The organism is Olivibacter domesticus, assembly GCF_900109575.1.
Lineage (GTDB): Bacteria > Bacteroidota > Bacteroidia > Sphingobacteriales > Sphingobacteriaceae > Olivibacter > Olivibacter domesticus.
In genome coordinates, this window is record NZ_FOAF01000003.1 from 375,852 (window position 1) to 395,723 (window position 19,872).

The following is a 19,872-nucleotide window of genomic DNA, read 5'->3' on the forward strand; positions in this document are numbered from 1 at the left end:
ATATCTAAATATGAGCAATTAATAACTAGTTGTTGTTAGTAATCAACTTTCCTTTTTGGTAGAAATAAGGAGGTTGCGTACATCAACTTGAAGCGCGTCAGCGATCTCAAAGAGTGATTCTACTGTTGGTTGCATTTTGTTAGTGCTCCATTTAGAAACAGTATTGATGTTTCTATCTAGCGTTTCAGCTAACCATTTGTTTGTCCTTCCTTGTTCTGCTAATACGGCTTTAATACGATTGTATACTTTTTTGTCCATAAAAACTTTTTTCAGAGCGTATTTATGTGCAATATACGTAAAAGAAAGTGAAAAGTGCAATGCATAGGAAGCAAAAAAGCTAGTCGCAGCAAAGTTCTTGTATAAATCAAATTATGAGATAAAGATTAAATAGAGGGCTTTTGAAAGCATAAAAACATCGACTATAAAGCAAGTGGTACCGATTATTTTTGGTACTTGGTACTTAACAACGAACAACCAATAACGAATAACCAATATGTTGTGTTAAAATACCTCATCCAATCCTACCTGAAAACCAGAAAATCCCTTACTCTTTCCAAAATCAATGGCTATATTTGTCCCTGAGCTCTTATTGAATTTAATCCGGAGTCCACCTCCAATGGCTTGGTTCCAGTCTTTTAAAATCTGACTGTTTACACCTGAAACGGTATTTGCGTTGGTAAATAAGACAAAACCTAACAAACCATTATTCGTAATATCTCTTCTATATTCTGCTTCTAAGTAAATTAAATGCCTACCTCTAAATCGGTTTTGATCGAAGCCCCTACCAGAGCGATTATAAACATCCCAACCAACACTAGGAAGATCGAGATAAGGTACTTTTCTGTCTAATACCGACCAATAGTATCCCCAAATACCGAGCATATTTTGCCGATTTGGATCTTCAGTGAAACGTAAGTACTTTCTCAGATCAAGATAAACGGAACTCCAGGTATTATCACTTCCCAAGAAGCTTGGATTTAAGCGGTACTGGAAATAGGCGTAATAGCCATCCATTGGATTTATCGAATTTGAACGGGTGTCGTAAAGAATGTTAAAGCTTAATCCGGAAGAAAGACTTCTTCCAAAGTCGTCCGTGCCGTATTGATAACCTGTATAATCTTTTAGCAAAACTCCATCTTTCTCCGCGTCAATATTTACACGATAATCCAAGTTATAACCAATACCCGCAAACATGCCATCGCAGATTTTTCGTAAGGCATGCTGGTAGAACCGAAAGTAAGTATAATCTACTAGTAGCTTATCATCGCCTTCATGTTGCTTGCCTAAACCCCAAGTGTATTGTGGGTACTTCATTAAACGTGTATCCCCCATAATTACCCATTCATTATTCTTTAACCAAACGTACGATCGTATGGGAAGACCAAAACGACCTTTAAAATTGGTATAAGGAGTAAATGATACCCGAGACATGTGTGTAGTTTTACGATTACCGGTATAAAAGCCCGCGGTAGTGGAAGTGATAAGCGCCTGCCCTCCCCCAGGCACTGTTGTGGAAAAAGGTAAAAATGAGAAATAGAGAGTTTTACCGCTGCTATCAGGCCCTCTCGGCGGGTCAATATTTAATAGGTCTTTTCCGAGATCTATCAAATCTCTCTGTTTGGTGGTATCGGCTTTTGAACGCGAGGGTTCTAATTCATAACCTGGACGTTGCGCAAAACAGGTGTTTGATACAAACGCCAGAATAAAAGAAAAAGCAATAAGTTTAACGCATAGCAAATACTTATTCGTAACAAAAAGGTAGTTTCTCATGTAAGCCTTCCCCATCTATAAATCATTAAAAGACACGTGGTTCTTCGTCTATCCTTCCCAAACATAATTTATTTTTAGTAGATAATAAAGCGATTTAACAGTTTTTATCCCTTGATATAACGATGATAAATCGTTTACGCTACTAATAAATTAATTTGGTATGAAATGAATAACAATAAAACACGAACGTTGGTTTGTTCTTTCGGTTAAGAAACTTATATATTATAGGATAATATATTGGTTTTTAGTTAAATAAAATTAAAAAAATGGGTAAGTTGTGCGGAGGTCTTAAGGTATAAAATCCCTGTTTCCAGTTATACCAAATAATACTTCTACAAAGTAATTTTGTTGTTTCTTTAAAATTTATGAATCACAAAAATTCTCAAATGTACCGCGTATTTTTTGCGACTGTACTTATCAGTGTTGCAGCTTTTAACATAGCACAATCGCAAGAAATCAAAAAAGTGAAAGCTTGGATGGCGGATTATGAAATGGCCTTTGACATGCCGACAAAAAATCCGGAACAGATGACGGAGGACGAGAAGAAGATGGTGGCTATGATGGAGCTCGGTAAAGCAATGAGTGGAACGAAAGAAGGTGAGCCGATATTAAGGGCCTACGTTACCAAAACAAAAATGCGTGTAGAACAGAAGGGATTGATCGCATCTCTGCAGGTTAGTGATCTCGAGGATAGTTCTTCTTACAATATTTATGCACCAACAAAAACAGCTTATAAGGTACCGCTAGCCACTCCTAAAGTAAGCACAGAAATGCAAGGGGATAGCATGGTGGAGATAAGTACTGCAGATGCCAAGGTTCGTTTAACGGATGAAACAAGTGAGATTGCCGGTTTTGCCTGTAAAAAAGCTTTACTTGGAATTACCGTTGGTGATGTTAAGCAGGATATTACTATTTGGTACGCTGAAAATTTGCCTAAATTATTCTGGGGTGAATATAGCTATTTGGAAGATGTTCCAGGGATGGCTCTTCAAATTTCTACTACTACCAACGGGATGAATGTAGGAATTAAAGCGGCATCCCTTAAAGAGACCTTGGTAGATGATACATTATTTACAGTACCGGCAGATTACACGATAGAAGAGGGATTTGCGTATAACGGAGCTGACGATGCAGTTGCAGATACTGCCGTGGCGGCAGACGCAGGGGCCGAGGATTATGAACTGGCTGAAGGTTATCGTTGGACGGACGATGGGGAGCTGTGGGGAGTAGAAGATACCGAAGGAAATATTATCGTGGAACCACGCTACCATGACCGTTATGGATACACCGCAGGTTTAGCACCGGCCTCACGCGATGGAAAATATGGTGTTATCAACAAAGTTGGAAAAGAAGTAATACCGATGCAATATGAAGATGCCTTTATAGCTTCCGAAAGTCGCATTTGGGTTAAGAAAGATGGTTTATATGGTTTAATAGATACTGCTAATAAAATGATTCTTCAACCAGCTTACCAAACAGGGTCGCTCTTTGTTGATGGTTTAGCCTTTACTCAGAAAGATGGAAAATATGGTTTTGTAAATGAAAGTGGAAAGGTGGTTATTCCATTTGTTTACGACGAGGTGGAAATATTTCTTGAAGGGAAGGCCTGGGTTAAAAAGGATGAACAAGCGTTTTATATCGATAAAGAAGGAAAAAAGGTGAATTAGTTTTTGTATAACAATTAATAGCGGCATTGTAAACAGGCCGCTATTATATTTTTCCGGATAGACGGAAATAGAAAAATATGTTGTTTTAGCGCTGACGATCAATAACCGATAATATCTTTTCAAGATCTTCTTCCGTATTGTACAGGTGAAAACCTACCCGGATCCCGCCACCTCTAGGAAGACAGATAACCCCTTCGGTACTCAGTTTTTCGTAAGTATTACCATTAAGTTTGAGGTTGTATATGGAAGAATGATCCGTTCTTTCTACTACGGAAGGAGCCAATAGGTCTCTTTCGGCAAAGGCTTCTTTCGCCTTTTTACTTAACTTTTTAATAAGGTTTTCGATATTATTCATGCCAAGCCTCTGAAAAGACAGAATGGATTGTTGCAGGGTTCCGAATACCAATGTATCCAGATGGCCGGGTTCAAAGTATAACGATAAAACTCCTCGCCCCTTTAAAAAAGGCTCTGTAGGCATAGCATGTTTGGGTACGTCTGCGTATAGGCGACTTAAGACCCCTTCTTTTAAAAAGACAAAGCCGTTTCCATAACCGGAAAGCATCCATTTATAGCCGCTGGAGCCTAAGAAGTCAAGTCCCGATGCTTCAAAATCAAAAGATTCCGTGCCGCAGAATTGGGTGCCATCGGCAATAAATAAAATAGCGGGATATTGCTTTTTAAGTTGTTTAATAAAATCAAAATCCAGTTTAATACCACTGATATATTGTACCAAACTAAAGGCAAAGACAGTTGGCTTAAAACGTTCAATTTTGGCAATTATATTTTCTTCCAGCTGTTCGTCAATCTGAAGGTAATCCGTTGTAAAGCCTCTACTCTCTACCGCATAGTTGACTGAAGGATAATCTTCCTGCAATAGAAGAAAACGCTCCGAGCGGCTCAAACCTGCTAAGAACGTATTCATGCCAAATGAAAAATTTGGCACCAAAAAAGTATATTGAACGTTCGCATTAAAAAAATCTGCCAAGCTTTGTTTGACACCTTGATGAAAACTTTCTTGGTTTATCCGAAAGGCACTTCCGGCATTAAAATAGTTTTCATCGTGCTGTCTCCGCCATTCCAAAATATCTTTGGAGAGTATACCTGAACCTGGCGTGTTGACATAAGTAGTTTTTGCCAATAGGGGAAATTGATTTCGGATCTCTGTCATATAATCAAAGATATTTTGTTTCGGTAATTAATTGCGTAAGTGAAATGTAAAATGTATGCTTTACTCAGCAGTTTCCGACTTAAGATAGAGGTCAAAGTAATCACTAATTTTTTGCATTAAATGTATCCTATCATAGCCGCGAACATTATGTTCATAACCAGGGTAAACAAAATAGTCTATCTGTGTTCTTGTTTTTATAGCTTCCTTAAGAAATTTGATCGAATGTTGCCACACGACTGTACTATCCATTGTCCCATGAATTAATAGAAGCTTGCCCTTTAAATCTTTTGTTTTATCCAATAAATTAGCTTCTTCGTAGCCATGAGGGTTTTCTTGGGGGCTGTCCATATAACGCTCCGTATACATAGCTTCATACATTTTCCAATCCATTACGGGGCCGCCTGCTACTCCCACTTTGAATACATCTGGTTTACGTAACATGAAAGAGGTGGTCATAAACCCCCCATAACTCCAGCCATGTATGCCCATCCGCTTCACATCAACAAAAGGTAAAGAGGTTAAATAATTAACGCCTTGCATTTGATCGGCCATCTCTACGGTACCTAAATGCCTAAACGTAGCTTGCTCGAATCTTAAACCCCTATTGCTACTTCCACGACCATCCATGCTAAACACCAGATATCCTCTTTGTGCCATATATTCATACCATAGATTTCCACTGGCGGGAAAACTATTTGATAAGAGTTGTACATTTGGTCCGTTATAGAGGTATACGATTACAGGGTATTTTTTGGTAGCATCAAAATTAGTTGGATAAATAAGCTTTCCATATAAAGGAGTATTATCTTCTGCTTTTAATGTTACGTCTTCAATTTTAGGACGTTGATAACCTTCCAATGTGTTTGCGGCCGTAAGTAAACGCTGTTTCCATTTTTTCTCGGTGCTTATTACATCAATTACTCGAGGTATGGTGCCGTTGCTCCAATTATCTATTCCGTAAGTTCCATTACTGTTAATAGAAATTTGGTGAACGCCAGCATCATGATCTAATCGTTCCATTTTGCCATTCTCCCAATTCACCGCATAAAGATGTTTTTCCATAGGAGAGTCCTTAGTGGAGGTAATGTAAAGAGTCTTTTTATTGGCATTTACTCCGCTTATTTCATTCACGAGCCAATCGCCCTTTGTGATTTGATTCAAGAGTTTACCATTAATATCATATCTATATAAGTGCATAAAACCATCTCGCTGGCTCCACCAAACGAACTCATCGGTTTTTCCAGGCAGGAAATGTAACGTATGAATGGGTTGCACATATTTGGGGTCTGATTCTTCAAAGAGTGTTTTGATAAAATTTCCATGTTGTGCATCATATTGATTTAGCCAAAGATGGTTTTGTTCGCGATTTAGAATAGCAACATAAATGAATTTCTCATCTGGGCTCCATGTTACACACGTAAGATAATGATCTTTGGGTTCACCCGTTTGTAAAAAGGTTGTCTGTTCTGTTTTTGGGTTATACACCCCAAGTGTTACCTCATGAGAAGTACGGCCTGCGAAAGGATATTTAGTGTAGTGTACTGTTGCAGGAGTGTCGTCCCAGTTTATAAGCGGATAGTTTTCTACCATACGTTGATCCATTCGGTAAAAAGCCAAATAATTACCTTTGGGTGAAAAGAAAATACCATGGTCTATGCCAAATTCCTGTCGATGTACAGATTGTCCATTTACAATGTCGCCATCAAGGTCTTTCGTAACCTGAATGGTTTTTCCAAGATTATTCACCAAGAAAAGATTATTGCCGTGCGTATAAGCTAGCTGTTTTGTGTTTGGTTCTACCGATGCGTTTTCTGCATTTTCCGGAAGAGTTAACCAAGTAGCAGCCTGCCATTCTTTACCTTGTTTGGAAGCAATAAAGTAACGACGCTGCCATTCGAAATAAAGTGTATTGGCATCCACCCATTGTAAAGGAGGGAAAGCCTTGAGTGCCGACTTGCCAAATAGAGATTGGTTGACTGCCGGAAGACGTAATAATGTGTCTACCTGCTGTGAAGGAATGGATTTGCTAATAAATGCTTCACCGTAATTGGTTTTTACAATATGTGCTAGTGTGTTTTCTCCTGGAATCCATGATAATTGCTTGATGTTTTCTGCTGCCAAACTTGTCTGCATACCCAGGGTGGCTTCGTCTATGGTAAACTGCTTTTGTTGGGCACAAATAGTATTGCAACCTAATGCTAATGTTAGCAAAAGAGCGGCTGATTTCATGTGTAAATGGTTTAATTGTTTTTTCTGTGTAAATATGAAACAAACTTAGCTATTTATTTCATAAAGGCATACAATTTGGTTATGAATACGCTACCTTTGCATAGTGTATTTAAAACACTAAGTTGCTTATGAACAAAAACTTACTTCCATTAACCTTAGGTGGTTTAGGTATCGGTATTACAGAGTTTGTGATGATGGGATTATTGCCAGATATCGCGAAAGATCTTTCGGTATCCATACCTCAAGCAGGGTATTTAATTTCGGCCTATGCCTTGGGGGTGGTAATAGGCGCACCGCTATTAGTTGCTATTGCGGGGAAATATCCTCCCAAGAATATTTTAATCGCCTTGATGGTGATGTTTACGGCATTTAATGCTTTTTCTGCTTTTGCCCCTGATTTCAATTCCTTGTTTATTGCTCGTTTACTTTCAGGATTGCCCCATGGCGCATTCTTTGGTGTGGGATCGGTTGTTGCCAGTCGCATTGCAGCAAAGGGTAAGGAAGCACAAGCGGTTTCATTAATGTTTTTAGGACTTACGATTGCTAATATTGCAGGGGTACCACTTGGAACATACATTGGGCACAACTTTTCATGGCGCTTCTCTTTTGCTATCGTTGTGGCAGTTGGTCTAGTAACAATCTTTAGCTTAAAAGCATTGTTGCCGGCTTTGTCGGCAAATACAGACCGGAATTTAAAAAATGAGCTTAACTTCTTTAAGAAAACAGAAGCATGGCTAATTATATTGATGATATCAATAGGTACAGGAGGTTTGTTCTGCTGGTATAGCTATATAGCACCAATGATGACGAGTGTTGCTGGATTTTCTGAAAACGCAGTTACTTATATTTTAATGTTGGCAGGAACAGGTATGATGGTGGGCAATCTTATTGGGGGGATTTTAGCAGATCGCTTTTCTCCGGGAAAGGCGTCAGCTACACTCCTTATCGCAATGGCTGTAACACTTATCGTTGTACATTATATTTCCTTTAATCCTGTCATAGCCCTTGTCATGACATTTGTTACGGGCGCGATTGCTTTTGCCTTGGCGGCACCTATCCAGATGCTAATGATAAATACAGCAAAAGGAGCAGAGATGATTGCCGCTTCTGTTAGTCAGGCAAGCTTTAATATTGGAAATGCTTTAGGAGCATTTTTAGGGGGGCTACCATTGGTATATCATTTTGATTATACATGGCCTGCAATAGTAGGAGCCGCTATGGCTTTCAGCGGAGCATTATTCGCTTTTGCCTTTAATAAAAGAAAGTCGATGTCGTCTGTTGAAGGTGTAAGCGCCGAAAAAGAAATGGTGTTAAATTGCAGTAGCACCGAATGTAACTGCGTTTAAGACCTGCGCATAATTGAACAATTTTCCCTGTAGCTTGTTAAGAAATTGCATTCCATATACAATCCGTGTATTTTGCATATGAAATGCAATTTATCTAAGTTTGTCTATAAATGCGTGCAGCTATTAAATAGATAAGCTTAAACTTATATAAATTATGCCTGAAAAAACTGGATGGATAGGCTTGGGGAACATGGGGATCCCTATGGCGAAAAATTTACTTAAAGGCGGTTATACGGTAAATGTTTATAATCGCACGGCTTCTAAGGCCGATAAGCTTATTGAAGAGGGCGCTATCTTCTCTGAAAATATTCCACTTCTTTGTGACGAAAGTGATATTATCTTTACGATGTTATCAGATGATCAAGCGGTAAAGGGAATTTATTTAGGTGAAGGCGGATTGTTAAATTGTAAGGCTTCAGGAAAGCTATTTATTAACATGAGCACGGTATCACCTAAGACCTCCGACGAGCTGTCGGAAATGAGCAAGGCCGTTGGAGCCCGCTTTTTGGAAGCCCCGGTTTCTGGTAGTGTAAAACCGGCGGAAGAAGGTACTTTAATCATTCTTGCAGCAGGCGAGGAGGAAGATTTCCGTAGAGCTCAACCGCTTTTTGAACAACTAGGAAAAACTGCACTGTTTCTTGGTGGAGCGGGTGCGGGAGCTAACGCCAAGCTGGCCATCAACTATTTTTTGGCATTAACGTTACAAGGTTTGGCTGAAACTGTTCTTTTCGCTAAAAAAAACGATATCAAACCGGCAGATATGTTACGTATAATTAATGAAGGCGCCTGTGGAAGTGCAATAACTCGTTTAAAAACTCCTTCTATTCTTTCGGGGGATTTTTCTGCTGCCTTTGCGTTGAAGCATATGGCTAAAGATATACGTTTGGCAAGGGAGCAAGGCATTGATTACCCTCTTTCAGCACCACTAGCAGATGCATATAAGCAAGCCTTGGAAAAAGGACTTGGTGAAGAGGATGTAATGGCTATTATTAAGTATTTGGAAAATACTGATGGAACAACAGCCCAATAACCCACTGCATGGTGTTACCTTAGAAAGGGTGATTACCGAGCTATATGATCATTATGGCTGGACGGAACTTGCCCGCATTGTACGGATTAATTGTTTTGCTAATGATCCAACAATAAAATCAAGTTTGCACTTTTTAAGGAGAACACCCTGGGCAAGGAAAAAAGTGGAAGATCTTTATGTAGAAACATTTAGTCGCGCTTAGCCTAAATAAGGTAATTATCTACCAATTTACTTTTTTTGAACTTAAAGGTAAATCTCGTATCCGGGTGCCAGTAGCGGCAAAAATGGCGTTAGCAATCGCTGCTACAGTAGGTCCTTGAGCTGCCTCACCCGCACCCAAAGGTTTTTCTGTGGGGCGGTTTATAACGACAACCTCTATATCGGGTATAGCTGTAAAGCGCATTATGGGATAGCTATCCCAGGTATTACTGCTTACGCCCTCATCAGAATAGTCGACCTGTTCAAATAATGACCAGCTGGCCGACTGTATCATGCCTCCTTCTGTTTGGTTTTTTAAACCGTCTATATTTATTGCTTGGCCTGCGTCTATTGCGCCGGTTAATTTTTTGACCTTAAACTCCTTTTTTGCCTTATCTATTGTAATTTCAGCAACTACAGCAAAGTAAGCTGCACGATTTTTATATTGTGCAAAAGCTAAACCTAAACCCGTATCTTGTTTTTTAGTACGAGTACTCCAAGCGGTTTTTTCAGTAACAATACGGAGTACTTCTAAGGCCCTTGGATCATTGATATGGTCAATTCTAAAGTGTAATGGGTCTCTTTGGGCCAAGAATGCTAGTTCATCTATAAAAGATTCCAAAGCGAAAATATTGGCATAGGCGCCTAAACTTCTCAGGGCAGAGGTACGTAGAGGTCCTTGGTACGCATGTGCAACTACTTTCATCGTTGGGATATTATAAAGGGGGAGTGCATTGCGCGAGGCACCTCCTGAAATGTCACCTTGCTCCATGGTCAATTTAGGTTCTACATACTGAGCGGCAAGAAGATGTGAGGCTTTTCCGCCAGGTCTCGTACTGTGCGTGTCTGACCAAAGATCGGTATGCCAGGCTGACATCTTTCCATTATTGTTAATACTCCCTTTTATTTTGATGGCCATTGCCGAACCGTAGGGCTCCCACATGTGTTCATCTTCACGCATCCATTGGACTCTTACGGCCTTACCTGGCAAATGATAAGCAATCAAAGTGGCATCTGCGGCTACATCATCCGCTCCATTATGTCCATAACAGCCAGCGCCGGGCACACCGATCACACGTATTTTCTGTTCAGGAATATTCAACAAACCAGCCAGGCTTTTTCTTAATGGATATACTCCTTGGCTATGGGTCCATACAGTAAGTTGGTCTGATTCCCATTTTGCTAGAGCACATGACGGACCAATTGAAGCATGCATATGATAGGGGCTTTTGTACAAGGCTTCGTGTTGATGCATCATGTTTTGCTGATTTCCACTTATTTCTTCGACAATCTGTTGCTTGCCTTTATAATGAAGCATGTCGTCAAATAAATTGGCTTGCAGGGGTAATAATCTTTTTGTGTTCCATGTACTCTCTTTGCGTAATATATTCCATGCTTTGATTGCGGTATATTCTTCTTGTGCAACTACGGCCAAAAAGCTTCCATTTTTAATAATATCAATAACTCCATCCATCGCCATAATTTTGCTTTTCGGAAACGATCGTAATTCGGCACCATAGGAAGGGGGTCTAACCACGCGAGCGTGAATCATCCCCGGTAAACGTATATCATGCACGTAGGCGGACTGTCCTGTTACCATGTTCACGATATCGTCACGGGGAATGGATGTTCCAATAAGTTGGTATTCACGGGCGTCTTTAGGTGGAGCGTTTCCTGTTATTTTTCCGTTCAGTGCCCTTCCTTTTAGAAGCTCCCAATAGCTAACGCTGATAGTAGGATCATTAATAAATTGGACCACGCCATCCTTAACTTGAAGTTCTCGGATAGAGCGCTGTAATTTTTGGCTTGCTTGTTCCAACAAAAGTAATCTGGCTTCAGCAGCAGCTTGTCGAATAGCCATACCACTACCTTCTATGGATCCGCTCCCTACCGTATAACCTTCATCGGGTGTTTGCCCTGTGTCGGCGATTATAATGTTAATCCTTTTGATATCTACATCTAATTCTTCGGCTGCAATCTGTTTTAATGCTATCCGAATACCTTGTCCCAATTCCATCTTGCCCGTAAAAAGTGTAATCTTTCCCTGACGGTTTAGTTGAAGCCAAGCATTAATAGTATTAGGGTCGCCATGAAGGTTTAGCCCATTATTGTTTCCAGTATCAAAACAGCTGCCTAGTGGGAAAAGGTTAAAACTTATGAGTAGGGAGCTGGTTTGTTTTAAAAAAGTCTTTCTTTTCATCCGTAAAAATTATTCGTCAATTCTATTTACTATTGGCACTCATGAACCGCTAAGTGGTCTTTTATCCATTGGTCGCATGAACGGTTCATGCATTCAGTCTCATTTTTTTAGCGGCGTTTTTTACTGCTTTTACAATACGTGAGTGCGTACCGCATCGACATAATACTCGTTCCAAAGCTGCGCGGATTTCAGTATCGCTCGGGTCCAAATTCCTGTCTAATAGCGCCTTGGCGGATATGATCATTCCATTCAGACAGTAACCGCATTGTGCCGCCTGTTCTTCCATAAATGCTGCTTGTACCGGATGAAGATTAGTTGGATTACCTAGTCCCTCTAGCGTGATTATTTTTGTTTGAGTCAAAGAGGAACATGGACGTATGCAGGACGGCATGGCCTCGTTATCCATTAATACCATGCATGAACCGCACCGTTCAATACCGCAACCATACTTAGGCGCATTTAAGGCTAAGTTATTGCGTAATACGTAAAGCAAGGGCGTATCCGGAGAAATGTTAAGAACATGGTCTTTTTCATTTACAAACAATGTGATTTTTGCCATAGTGTAAAATGTTTTAGGTTTATGTCACAGATGGTTTAATTATTTAACTGACTATCAGCAAATTTGTTTTAAGGAGGTGGAAAAAGTCGAAAAAATATCATAGGTTTGAAAGAGAACCAGTAAAATATTATCGATGCATATAATTAAAACCGCGTTACTATCTTATGGCATGTCAGGAAATGTTTTTCATGCCCCTTTTATTGATTTACATCCAGCATTTGAACTCACAGGATCTTGGGAACGTAGCAAAAAGCTGATTCAAAATGATTATCCTTTGGTAAAAAGTTACCCTTCTCTTGAATCCATATTGGAAGACAATGATGTTGAGCTCGTAGTTGTTAATACGCCAACTGGAACGCATTATGACTTTACAAAAAAAGTACTTGAAGCAGGAAAACACGCAGTGGTTGAGAAGGCGTTTACAATTACAGCCGCAGAGGCGGAAGAATTAGAGAAGCTCGCAAAAGAGAAAGGACTTAAATTGGCTGTTTTCCAAAATAGGAGGTGGGACAGCGATTTTAAAACAGTTAAGAAAATCATCGACTCAGATATTCTAGGTGAAATTGTAGAGGTTACTTTTTCGTATGAAGCATATCTCCCTGCATTAAATACAAAAGCACATTTGGAGGAACCATCTCCTGCAGCCGGACTGATACGGGATCGTGGGCCCCACATGATCGATCAAGCTTTATTCCTTTTCGGTTACCCAAAGGCTATTTTTGCCGATCTCGCAATTATGCGTACCAACTCAAGGGTAAATGATTACTTTGAGCTTATTCTTTATTATAATGATAAGAGGGTTCGACTAAAAGGCGGCTTTCTGGCAAGAGAAATGGCCCCCTCTTACATTGTACATGGTAAAAAAGGTTCTTTCTTAAAAAACAGGGCAGATCAGCAAGAAGATAGGTTATTAGCGGGTGAAAAACCTAATAATACCGATTGGTGCGCAGAGCCTGAAAAAGAATGGGGGGTATTGCATGCGGAAAAGGATGGAAAGGAATTTACTGAAAAGATTCCATCTGAAAAAGGGAACTACCTTGATTTTTATGAGGGGGTATACCAGGCTATTGTAAATGATAGTTCGGAACCAGTAACTGCTACCGAAGGTGTGCAAACCATGAAGATTATTGAGGCGGCATTAAAAAGTGCAAAAGATGGGCAGATAGTGAAGCTTTAATTTTTGCCTTTGGTTAACATGCAAGTAGCGTGTTTTAAGAAATTGTGCTTGCCGGGATTTCTGGAATAGGGCTATAAAATGACACCCTGCTTAGAAAAATTATCGTTAGAAACTATTATCTTCGATAAAACGTTAAGGTTAAAAAGGAGAACAAGGTATGAGAGGCTTCCGTTTTACAGATTTTCAGCCAGATGAAACACCAAAGGGTGGATTTGACAACCTGTTGAAGCTTTTTGGACAGTTGCTGAATTATACAGCGGGAGATGCTGAGGAAGCATTGGCATGGATGAACGAGCTTGATAAGCAATACAATCTTACCAATGATGATTATGGCATGGGTGATTTTATTGAAGATCTGAAAAATAAAGGATATCTAACGGAAAATCCTACCGATGGAAGTTTTAAAATAACGGCCAAAACGGAACAGACAATCCGTCAATCTGCGCTGGAAGAAATCTTCGGGAAGCTCAAGAAATCAGGAAAAGGGAACCACAATAGTAACAAAAGTGGCCTTGGAGAAGAGAAAAATGCCGATCGCCGAGAGTACCAATACGGCGATAGTTTAGATCAGATTGATATGACAGCCTCTATTCACAACGCACAGATCAATCATGGGCTGAATAACTTTACATTGACTGAACGTGACTTGGAGGTAGAAGAAAGAGATTACAAAACACTTACTTCTACTGTGTTGATGATTGATATCTCGCACAGCATGATATTATATGGCGAGGACCGTATTACACCTGCGAAGAAGGTAGCCATGGCACTGGCTGAATTGATTAGAACGCGGTATCCTAAAGACACTTTAGATATAGTGGTGTTTGGTAACGACGCTTGGCCCATTAGTCTGAAGGATCTACCATACTTGCAAGTAGGGCCATACCATACAAATACCTATGCCGGTTTAGAACTTGCTACCGATCTGCTGAGAAGAAGAAAGACGCATAATAAGCAAATCTTCATGATTACAGATGGTAAACCAACCTGTCTAAAAGAAAATGGACGTTATTATAAAAATAGTATGGGCTTAGATAGGAAAGTAGTCAACAAAACTCTTACCATGGCAGCGCAATGTAAACGCCTGAATGTTCCTATTACCACATTTATGATAGCGAAGGACCCTTATTTGCAGCAGTTTGTAAGACAGTTTACACAAGTGAATGGAGGAAAAGCTTTTTATAGTTCTTTAAACGGATTAGGCGAATACATCTTTGAGGATTATATAAGAAATAGAAGAAGAACGGTAAGATGAATTGGCTAATGGATTAATGTAATGATGAGTCAAGGGTTAAATCGTTAAGTAGAATAATAGTTAAATAGTAGATGAGCTTGTGCGGCTGATTTCTGATAGCTAAAATCTGAAATTGACTGATTAAAAGAATTAATATGACAATTAAGACATTAGGTGAATTAAAATCATCGGGATATAAAAGTAGATCGGTTAAAGAAGAATTAAGGGAAAATTTAATTAAGCAGCTGCAAGAACGTGAAGAAGGTTTTGAAGGAGTACTTGGCTATGACGAAACGGTTATACCTGAATTACAAACGGCAATTCTTTCGCGACATAATGTGCTGTTATTAGGCTTACGCGGTCAGGCAAAAACGCGCATCGCGCGATTGATGATTAATTTATTGGATGAGTATGTCCCTTATGTTGAAGGAAGTGAAATATTTGATGATCCATTAAATCCGATTTCCTGGTTTGCAAAAGAGGAAATAAAAATAAAGGGCGATGCCACGCCTATTGCCTGGTTGCATCGATCTGAGCGATATACCGAAAAACTAGCAACACCTGATGTAACAGTAGCTGATCTGGTTGGCGATGTAGACCCTATAAAAGCCGCGACTCATAAGCTTACGTATAATGATGAGCGTGTCATACATTTTGGTTTAATTCCTCGTGCACATCGCGGTATTTTTGTTATAAATGAGCTTCCAGATTTACAAGCCAGAATACAGGTGGCATTGTTTAACATGCTTCAAGAGAAAGATATTCAAATTAGAGGATTCAAATTGCGCTTGCCATTAGATATACAGTTTGTTTTTACTGCAAACCCGGAAGACTACACTAATCGGGGTTCTATTGTAACGCCTTTAAAAGATAGAATAGAAAGCCAAATATTAACGCACTATCCAAAAACAATTGATATTTCCAGAGCAATAACTTTTCAGGAAGCAAGGTTATCGCCCGAACAGCGAACTAAAATTGAGGTAGATGGCCTATTGAAAAATTTAGTGGAGCAGATAGCTTTTGAAGCACGGAAAAGCGAGTTTATCGATCAGAAGTCGGGAGTTTCCGCCCGATTAACGATTTCAGCTTATGAAAATCTTGTAAGTACAGCTGAAAGACGTATGTTGTTAAATAGGGAGGAGAAAACTTTCGCTCGTATTGCAGACCTCACTGGAATTATACCAGCTATTACAGGTAAAATTGAGCTCGTTTACGAGGGAGAGCTGGAGGGGCCTATACATGTAGCAAATAAATTAATAGGGAGTGCACTACGGACCCTATTTGTGCAATATTTTCCAGACCCTGAAAAAATAAAGAAAACGAAATCCACGAATCCGTATCAAGAAATTATCGATTGGTTTACCACTGGTAATAAACTTGATTTAACCGATGCCTTATCTGTGGACCAATATAAAAAAATACTAATACACGTACCTGGACTTAAAACGGTGGTGCAAGGGTTGCATAAAAATCTCACAGAAAATCAGGAATTGCTTTTAATGGAATTCGTGATACATGGTTTGGCAGAGTATTCTCAGCTAAGTAAAAATTATCTAAGCGGTGGATTTGCTTTTTCTGATATGTTTGGAAGTCTTTTTAACTCGTCGTTTGAGCAAGATGACGAAGATAATTTAGATGACGAAGATTTTAGGTAAAGATGTAACCTCACAAAGCAGCCAAATTTTTATCTTTTTTAGCCAAAATTGTCCTTATTTAAAATAATTCTAAAAAACTGTTGACAAGTTTTAAAACATATTGTACGTTTGTGCAAAATATGTTTAACTAGATTTATTCTAAATAATTGAAAAAGCTACTATCACTCAGCCTAATTATAGTGCTAAGCACCTTATTTGCGCCAACAACCTGGGCGCAAATAATTAAAGGTACTGTACTAAATCGCTCCAACGAACCAATTGTGGGGGTCTCGTTATGGATTAAAGGTGCTAGAATGGGCGGGAAAACCAACCAAGAAGGCAAGTATGAAATACAGGGATTAAGCGAGGGGAGCTACACGCTTGTCCTATCGGCCGTCGGCATTCAACGGCAAGAGCGAACTGTTTATCTTGCTGGGGAGCAAGAGCTTATAGAAGACTTTGTCGTAGACGCTACGAATGAGCAGTTGCAGGAAGTGGTTATTTCGTCTACGAAAAAGCAATACAAAGTAGATACTACTTCTTTAAGTTTGCGCTTAGGAGAGCCCTTAATCGAAATACCGCAAAACATTCAAGTCGTTACAAATAAGGTATTGTCTGATCAACAGGTGGTCAGTATGAGCGATGGGCTGATCCGAAACGTAAGTGGAGCGGTGCGCTTAGAGCATTGGGGTGATCTCTATGCCAATATCAATATGCGTGGGTCACAAATCCAAGCCTTTAGAAATGGTTTTAATGTGGTGGGGTCGTACTGGGGGCCGCTAACGGAGGATATGAGTTTTGTTGATCATATTGAATTTGTAAAAGGTCCCGCTGGGTTTATGTTAGCAAATGGGGATCCCAGTGGCCTATATAATGTGGTAACCAAAAAACCAACGGGTGTTACCAAAGGCGAAGCGACATTCACGCTTGGAAGTTTTGATCTATTCAGAGGTACACTTGATTTGGATGGTAAACTGAGTAAAGATGGTAAGCTGCTTTATCGCCTTAACGTGATGGGGCAGAACAAAGCATCACATCGCCCTTATGAATATAACGATCGCTATAGCATTGCGCCGGTAATTTCCTATCAAGTAGACGAAAAGACAAAACTCACCGCCGAATATACCTTGCAGCATGTACGCATGTCTGAAGTAGGGTCTTATTACGTTTTTGGTCCGGAGTCGGGTGGATATGCTACTTTACCCGTTGATTTTACCATGACCAATCCGGGTATCCCACCGACAAACATTAATGACCACAGCTTGTTTTTGACTTTTGAGCATAAGCTGGATGACCATTGGAAATTGACGGCACAAGGCTCCTATTTTTTCTATGACCAGGTAGGTTACAGCTCATGGCCTTCTAAGGTTAATGAAGATAGAACAGTTGTCAGAAATGTAGGTATTTGGGACGCGCAAGGACGAATGGCATTGGGGCAGGTTTTTGTAAATGGAGATGTGCAAACAGGAGCTATTAAGCATCGTATACTCGCAGGGATAGATATGGGAAAGAAAACCTATATTGCCGATTGGGGACAATCACATGATTTAGATCGTGATAGTGCCACGCTATATTTTGACCCCCTAAACCCTACTTATGGGATACCTACCAATGGCTTGCCAAACTTTGATAGAAACACGAGCTTGACTTCAAGGGCCCTGGCAGCTGGTGGCTTGCAAGGCCAACGTTACACAGGTTTGTATTTTCAGGATGAGCTTGGTTTTTTTGAAAATAGATTAAGGTTGACCCTGGCGGGACGATATACGTATGCAAGACAATATTATGGTGCAGACGCTGACGAAGCGAAACACTTCACACCAAGAATTGGGCTAAGTGCATCTGTGGATCAGCATACGTCTGTTTATGCTTTATACGATCAGGCTTTCGTGCCACAGAGCGTATCCGGAGCTTTAGAAGAGGGAAGCGAGCTAAAACCAATTACCGGAAGCAATACCGAGTTGGGGATTAAGCGAGACTGGTTTGGCGGTAATCTTAGCACTACGCTTTCAGTTTATAGAATCTTAAAAAATAACGAATTAACGGCATCAGAGAATAGCACGCCTGCTAACCCCTTAAGTATAGAACTTGGTCAAAAGAAAGCGCAGGGTGTTGAATTTGATGTAAGAGGAAATATTTCAACCTATTTAAGTATCATTGCGAATTATGCTTATACCGATTCAAAGGTAAGTAAAGTAAACCCCGGCGTACCGAATGTTTCGGTCGGAGACGTAATGCCGGGATTTTCGAAACATGTTGTAAATGGGTGGGTTAATTATAAATTGCCTGTTAAAGCCCTAAAGGGCCTCGGTGTCTCGGCAGGTTATACCGGTTTACTGGACAGAGCAACGGATAACTGGGGTGACTCAGATCTTCGGTTACCAGATTATCATAAAATTGATGGGGGGATTTTCTGGGAAGGCACAAAAATGCGTATTACAGCAAATGCTTTCAATATTTTTGATAAATATCTGTTTAGTGGTTCCGCTTATAATTGGTTGTCGGCTTATTATTGGCAAACAGAAGCCCCAAGAAATTACAGATTAAGTGTGAGCTACAGCTTTTAGGTTAAATTAAATAGGTTTGTGTTTATTCGAGGAGTGATAATCTTTATCACTCCTCTTTTGTAAAAGAATGCTAATGCCTTAGCTCGGAGCGCGTATTTTTTTTATTCTCAAAGCTATAGAGTAAATAGAAAAGGGAAGGAAGTATAAATATACTGCCTAATAAGAGCGCCCAAGCGAGTGAGTCGATGGTTTTGTTTAGACCCGCTTCATCTATTAGAGAGAGTGCTGAACCATCTTTTAATAAAACTATTTTTGGAAAATGTGTATAGGTTGCGGCCAGCAAAATCATACTTATCTGAAAACCTGCCAATAGTCGGATCAAAATATCCTTATTCTTGTCAAGCGTTAACCATAATACGATAAGTGAAATGCTGGCCGCGGCAATAGCTATATTTCCGACCCAATGGCCAAAAATCCAATCAAGTAAAGGAATCTGCTCCAGATGTGCGGCAAGAAAAACAAATGCACCGCTAATAAAGGCAGCAACAACCATTTTTTTAGCTATTTTGATGAAATGCTCTTTATCTTCCTTTGTATTTACTTCTCCAATAATATAAATGGCGGCCAAGAAACCACAAATACATACTGTAAAGAGACCAACGGTAATACCAAATCCATTTAACCAGCTATATATGTAAGCCGACAGAAAATCGTCTGCCTCCTTATCTATCTTTCTGCTTACCGTGCTCGCAGCAATAATGCCTAAGAAAAATGGTGTTATAGCACTTGAATAAACAAAGATGCGGTTATATATTTTCTGCATATTATCTTCAACAGCATCATAATTTCTGAACACAAATGCAGTGCCTCTGGCAATGATACCTAACAGCATCGCCGTAAGCGGTATATGCACAAAAATTGACATGGTGGTATATATGTGCGGGAAACCAACAAAGAGAATCACAATTGCTATGATAAGCCACATGTGGTTCGCCTCCCAAATCGGACCAATTGCCCGATACATAGTGTGTCGCGTTTTATTTCTATTTTCTCCGGTTGAGATCAGCTCGATAATTCCCGCACCAAAATCTGCACCTCCAAGCAGCAAATATAACCATATCGAGGCCCACAAGAAAGCAATTACTACATATAGCAT

General features: G+C 39.8%; 15 protein-coding genes. 8 read left to right on the top strand and 7 right to left on the bottom strand.

Features of this window, described 5'->3' with window-relative positions; all coding sequences use genetic code 11:
- Positions 1–42: 42 nt before the first annotated feature.
- Complete coding sequence (locus BMY50_RS15850) at positions 43–258, bottom strand: helix-turn-helix transcriptional regulator (protein WP_093326369.1); 216 nt, start codon at positions 256–258, stop codon at positions 43–45.
- 243 nt (positions 259–501) lie between these two features.
- A complete protein-coding gene (locus BMY50_RS15855; protein ID WP_238383791.1) occupies positions 502–1,770 on the bottom strand; it encodes a BamA/TamA family outer membrane protein in 1,269 nt (422 codons plus the stop codon).
- A gap of 365 nt (positions 1,771–2,135) precedes the next feature.
- Here BMY50_RS15855 and BMY50_RS15860 point away from each other — a divergent pair, with 365 nt between their 5' ends.
- Positions 2,136–3,437, top strand: a complete 1,302-nt coding sequence (locus tag BMY50_RS15860; RefSeq protein WP_093326371.1) for a WG repeat-containing protein — start codon at positions 2,136–2,138, stop codon at positions 3,435–3,437.
- An 85-nt stretch (positions 3,438–3,522) separates the two neighbouring features.
- On the opposite strand, the gene BMY50_RS15865 is transcribed toward BMY50_RS15860, so the two are convergent.
- Positions 3,523–4,605: an aminotransferase class V-fold PLP-dependent enzyme gene (locus tag BMY50_RS15865; RefSeq protein ID WP_093326372.1), complete on the bottom strand. Its 1,083-nt coding sequence runs from the start codon at positions 4,603–4,605 to the stop codon at positions 3,523–3,525.
- Positions 4,606–4,665: 60 nt separating this feature from the next.
- A complete protein-coding gene (locus tag BMY50_RS15870) occupies positions 4,666–6,834 on the bottom strand; it encodes a S9 family peptidase (protein WP_093326373.1) in 2,169 nt (722 codons plus the stop codon).
- A 128-nt stretch (positions 6,835–6,962) separates the two neighbouring features.
- Here BMY50_RS15870 and BMY50_RS15875 point away from each other — a divergent pair, with 128 nt between their 5' ends.
- From BMY50_RS15875 to BMY50_RS15885, 3 genes are all read left to right on the top strand, one after another.
- Entirely contained in the window at positions 6,963–8,180 is a 1,218-nt protein-coding gene (locus tag BMY50_RS15875) for an MFS transporter (protein ID WP_238383792.1), read from the top strand.
- Between the two features lie 154 nt (positions 8,181–8,334).
- The gene (locus BMY50_RS15880) at positions 8,335–9,210 is read left to right on the top strand and encodes an NAD(P)-dependent oxidoreductase (RefSeq protein WP_093326374.1); all 876 of its coding nucleotides are present in this window, start codon (positions 8,335–8,337) and stop codon (positions 9,208–9,210) included.
- Positions 9,191–9,412 (top strand): VF530 family protein, encoded by a 222-nt coding sequence (locus tag BMY50_RS15885; protein ID WP_093326375.1) that lies wholly within the window; start codon positions 9,191–9,193, stop codon positions 9,410–9,412. Before BMY50_RS15880 ends, BMY50_RS15885 begins: the two co-directional genes overlap by 20 nt.
- Before the next feature lie 18 nt (positions 9,413–9,430).
- On the opposite strand, the gene BMY50_RS15890 is transcribed toward BMY50_RS15885, so the two are convergent.
- Both BMY50_RS15890 and BMY50_RS15895 read right to left on the bottom strand, forming a co-directional pair.
- The gene (locus BMY50_RS15890) at positions 9,431–11,608 is read right to left on the bottom strand and encodes a xanthine dehydrogenase family protein molybdopterin-binding subunit (protein ID WP_093326376.1); all 2,178 of its coding nucleotides are present in this window, start codon (positions 11,606–11,608) and stop codon (positions 9,431–9,433) included.
- Positions 11,609–11,693: 85 nt separating this feature from the next.
- Entirely contained in the window at positions 11,694–12,167 is a 474-nt protein-coding gene (locus BMY50_RS15895) for a (2Fe-2S)-binding protein (protein ID WP_093326377.1), read from the bottom strand.
- Between the two features lie 133 nt (positions 12,168–12,300).
- Here BMY50_RS15895 and BMY50_RS15900 point away from each other — a divergent pair, with 133 nt between their 5' ends.
- The 4 genes from BMY50_RS15900 (at position 12,301) to BMY50_RS15915 (ending at position 18,776) form a co-directional block, all read left to right on the top strand.
- Positions 12,301–13,344, top strand: a complete 1,044-nt coding sequence (locus tag BMY50_RS15900; protein WP_093326378.1) for a Gfo/Idh/MocA family oxidoreductase — start codon at positions 12,301–12,303, stop codon at positions 13,342–13,344.
- Positions 13,345–13,501: 157 nt separating this feature from the next.
- Complete coding sequence (locus tag BMY50_RS15905; RefSeq protein WP_093326379.1) at positions 13,502–14,599, top strand: vWA domain-containing protein; 1,098 nt, start codon at positions 13,502–13,504, stop codon at positions 14,597–14,599.
- Positions 14,600–14,733: 134 nt separating this feature from the next.
- Complete coding sequence (locus tag BMY50_RS15910) at positions 14,734–16,233, top strand: sigma 54-interacting transcriptional regulator (RefSeq protein ID WP_093326380.1); 1,500 nt, start codon at positions 14,734–14,736, stop codon at positions 16,231–16,233.
- Between the two features lie 146 nt (positions 16,234–16,379).
- Positions 16,380–18,776, top strand: coding sequence for a TonB-dependent receptor (locus BMY50_RS15915; RefSeq protein WP_093326381.1), 2,397 nt, complete (start codon positions 16,380–16,382; stop codon positions 18,774–18,776).
- A 70-nt stretch (positions 18,777–18,846) separates the two neighbouring features.
- Here BMY50_RS15915 and BMY50_RS15920 read toward each other — a convergent pair whose 3' ends face one another.
- Positions 18,847–19,872 (bottom strand): cytochrome d ubiquinol oxidase subunit II, encoded by a 1,026-nt coding sequence (locus BMY50_RS15920; protein WP_093326382.1) that lies wholly within the window; start codon positions 19,870–19,872, stop codon positions 18,847–18,849.

Excerpts from the sequence above, each read along its gene's own strand:
- BMY50_RS15905 (WP_093326379.1), top strand. The coding sequence starts at position 13,502 with ATGAGAGGCTTCCGTTTTACAGATTTTCAGCCAGATGAAACACCAAAG.
- BMY50_RS15855 (WP_238383791.1), bottom strand. The coding sequence starts at position 1,770 with ATGAGAAACTACCTTTTTGTTACGAATAAGTATTTGCTATGCGTTAAA.
- BMY50_RS15875 (WP_238383792.1), top strand. The coding sequence starts at position 6,963 with ATGAACAAAAACTTACTTCCATTAACCTTAGGTGGTTTAGGTATCGGT.
- BMY50_RS15880 (WP_093326374.1), top strand. The coding sequence starts at position 8,335 with ATGCCTGAAAAAACTGGATGGATAGGCTTGGGGAACATGGGGATCCCT.
- BMY50_RS15885 (WP_093326375.1), top strand. The coding sequence starts at position 9,191 with ATGGAACAACAGCCCAATAACCCACTGCATGGTGTTACCTTAGAAAGG.
- BMY50_RS15850 (WP_093326369.1), bottom strand. The coding sequence starts at position 258 with ATGGACAAAAAAGTATACAATCGTATTAAAGCCGTATTAGCAGAACAA.
- BMY50_RS15900 (WP_093326378.1), top strand. The coding sequence starts at position 12,301 with ATGCATATAATTAAAACCGCGTTACTATCTTATGGCATGTCAGGAAAT.
- BMY50_RS15890 (WP_093326376.1), bottom strand. The coding sequence starts at position 11,608 with ATGAAAAGAAAGACTTTTTTAAAACAAACCAGCTCCCTACTCATAAGT.
- BMY50_RS15895 (WP_093326377.1), bottom strand. The coding sequence starts at position 12,167 with ATGGCAAAAATCACATTGTTTGTAAATGAAAAAGACCATGTTCTTAAC.
- BMY50_RS15910 (WP_093326380.1), top strand. The coding sequence starts at position 14,734 with ATGACAATTAAGACATTAGGTGAATTAAAATCATCGGGATATAAAAGT.
- BMY50_RS15860 (WP_093326371.1), top strand. The coding sequence starts at position 2,136 with ATGAATCACAAAAATTCTCAAATGTACCGCGTATTTTTTGCGACTGTA.
- BMY50_RS15870 (WP_093326373.1), bottom strand. The coding sequence starts at position 6,834 with ATGAAATCAGCCGCTCTTTTGCTAACATTAGCATTAGGTTGCAATACT.
- BMY50_RS15865 (WP_093326372.1), bottom strand. The coding sequence starts at position 4,605 with ATGACAGAGATCCGAAATCAATTTCCCCTATTGGCAAAAACTACTTAT.
- BMY50_RS15920 (WP_093326382.1), bottom strand. The coding sequence starts at position 19,872 with ATGCTATATGTAGTAATTGCTTTCTTGTGGGCCTCGATATGGTTATAT.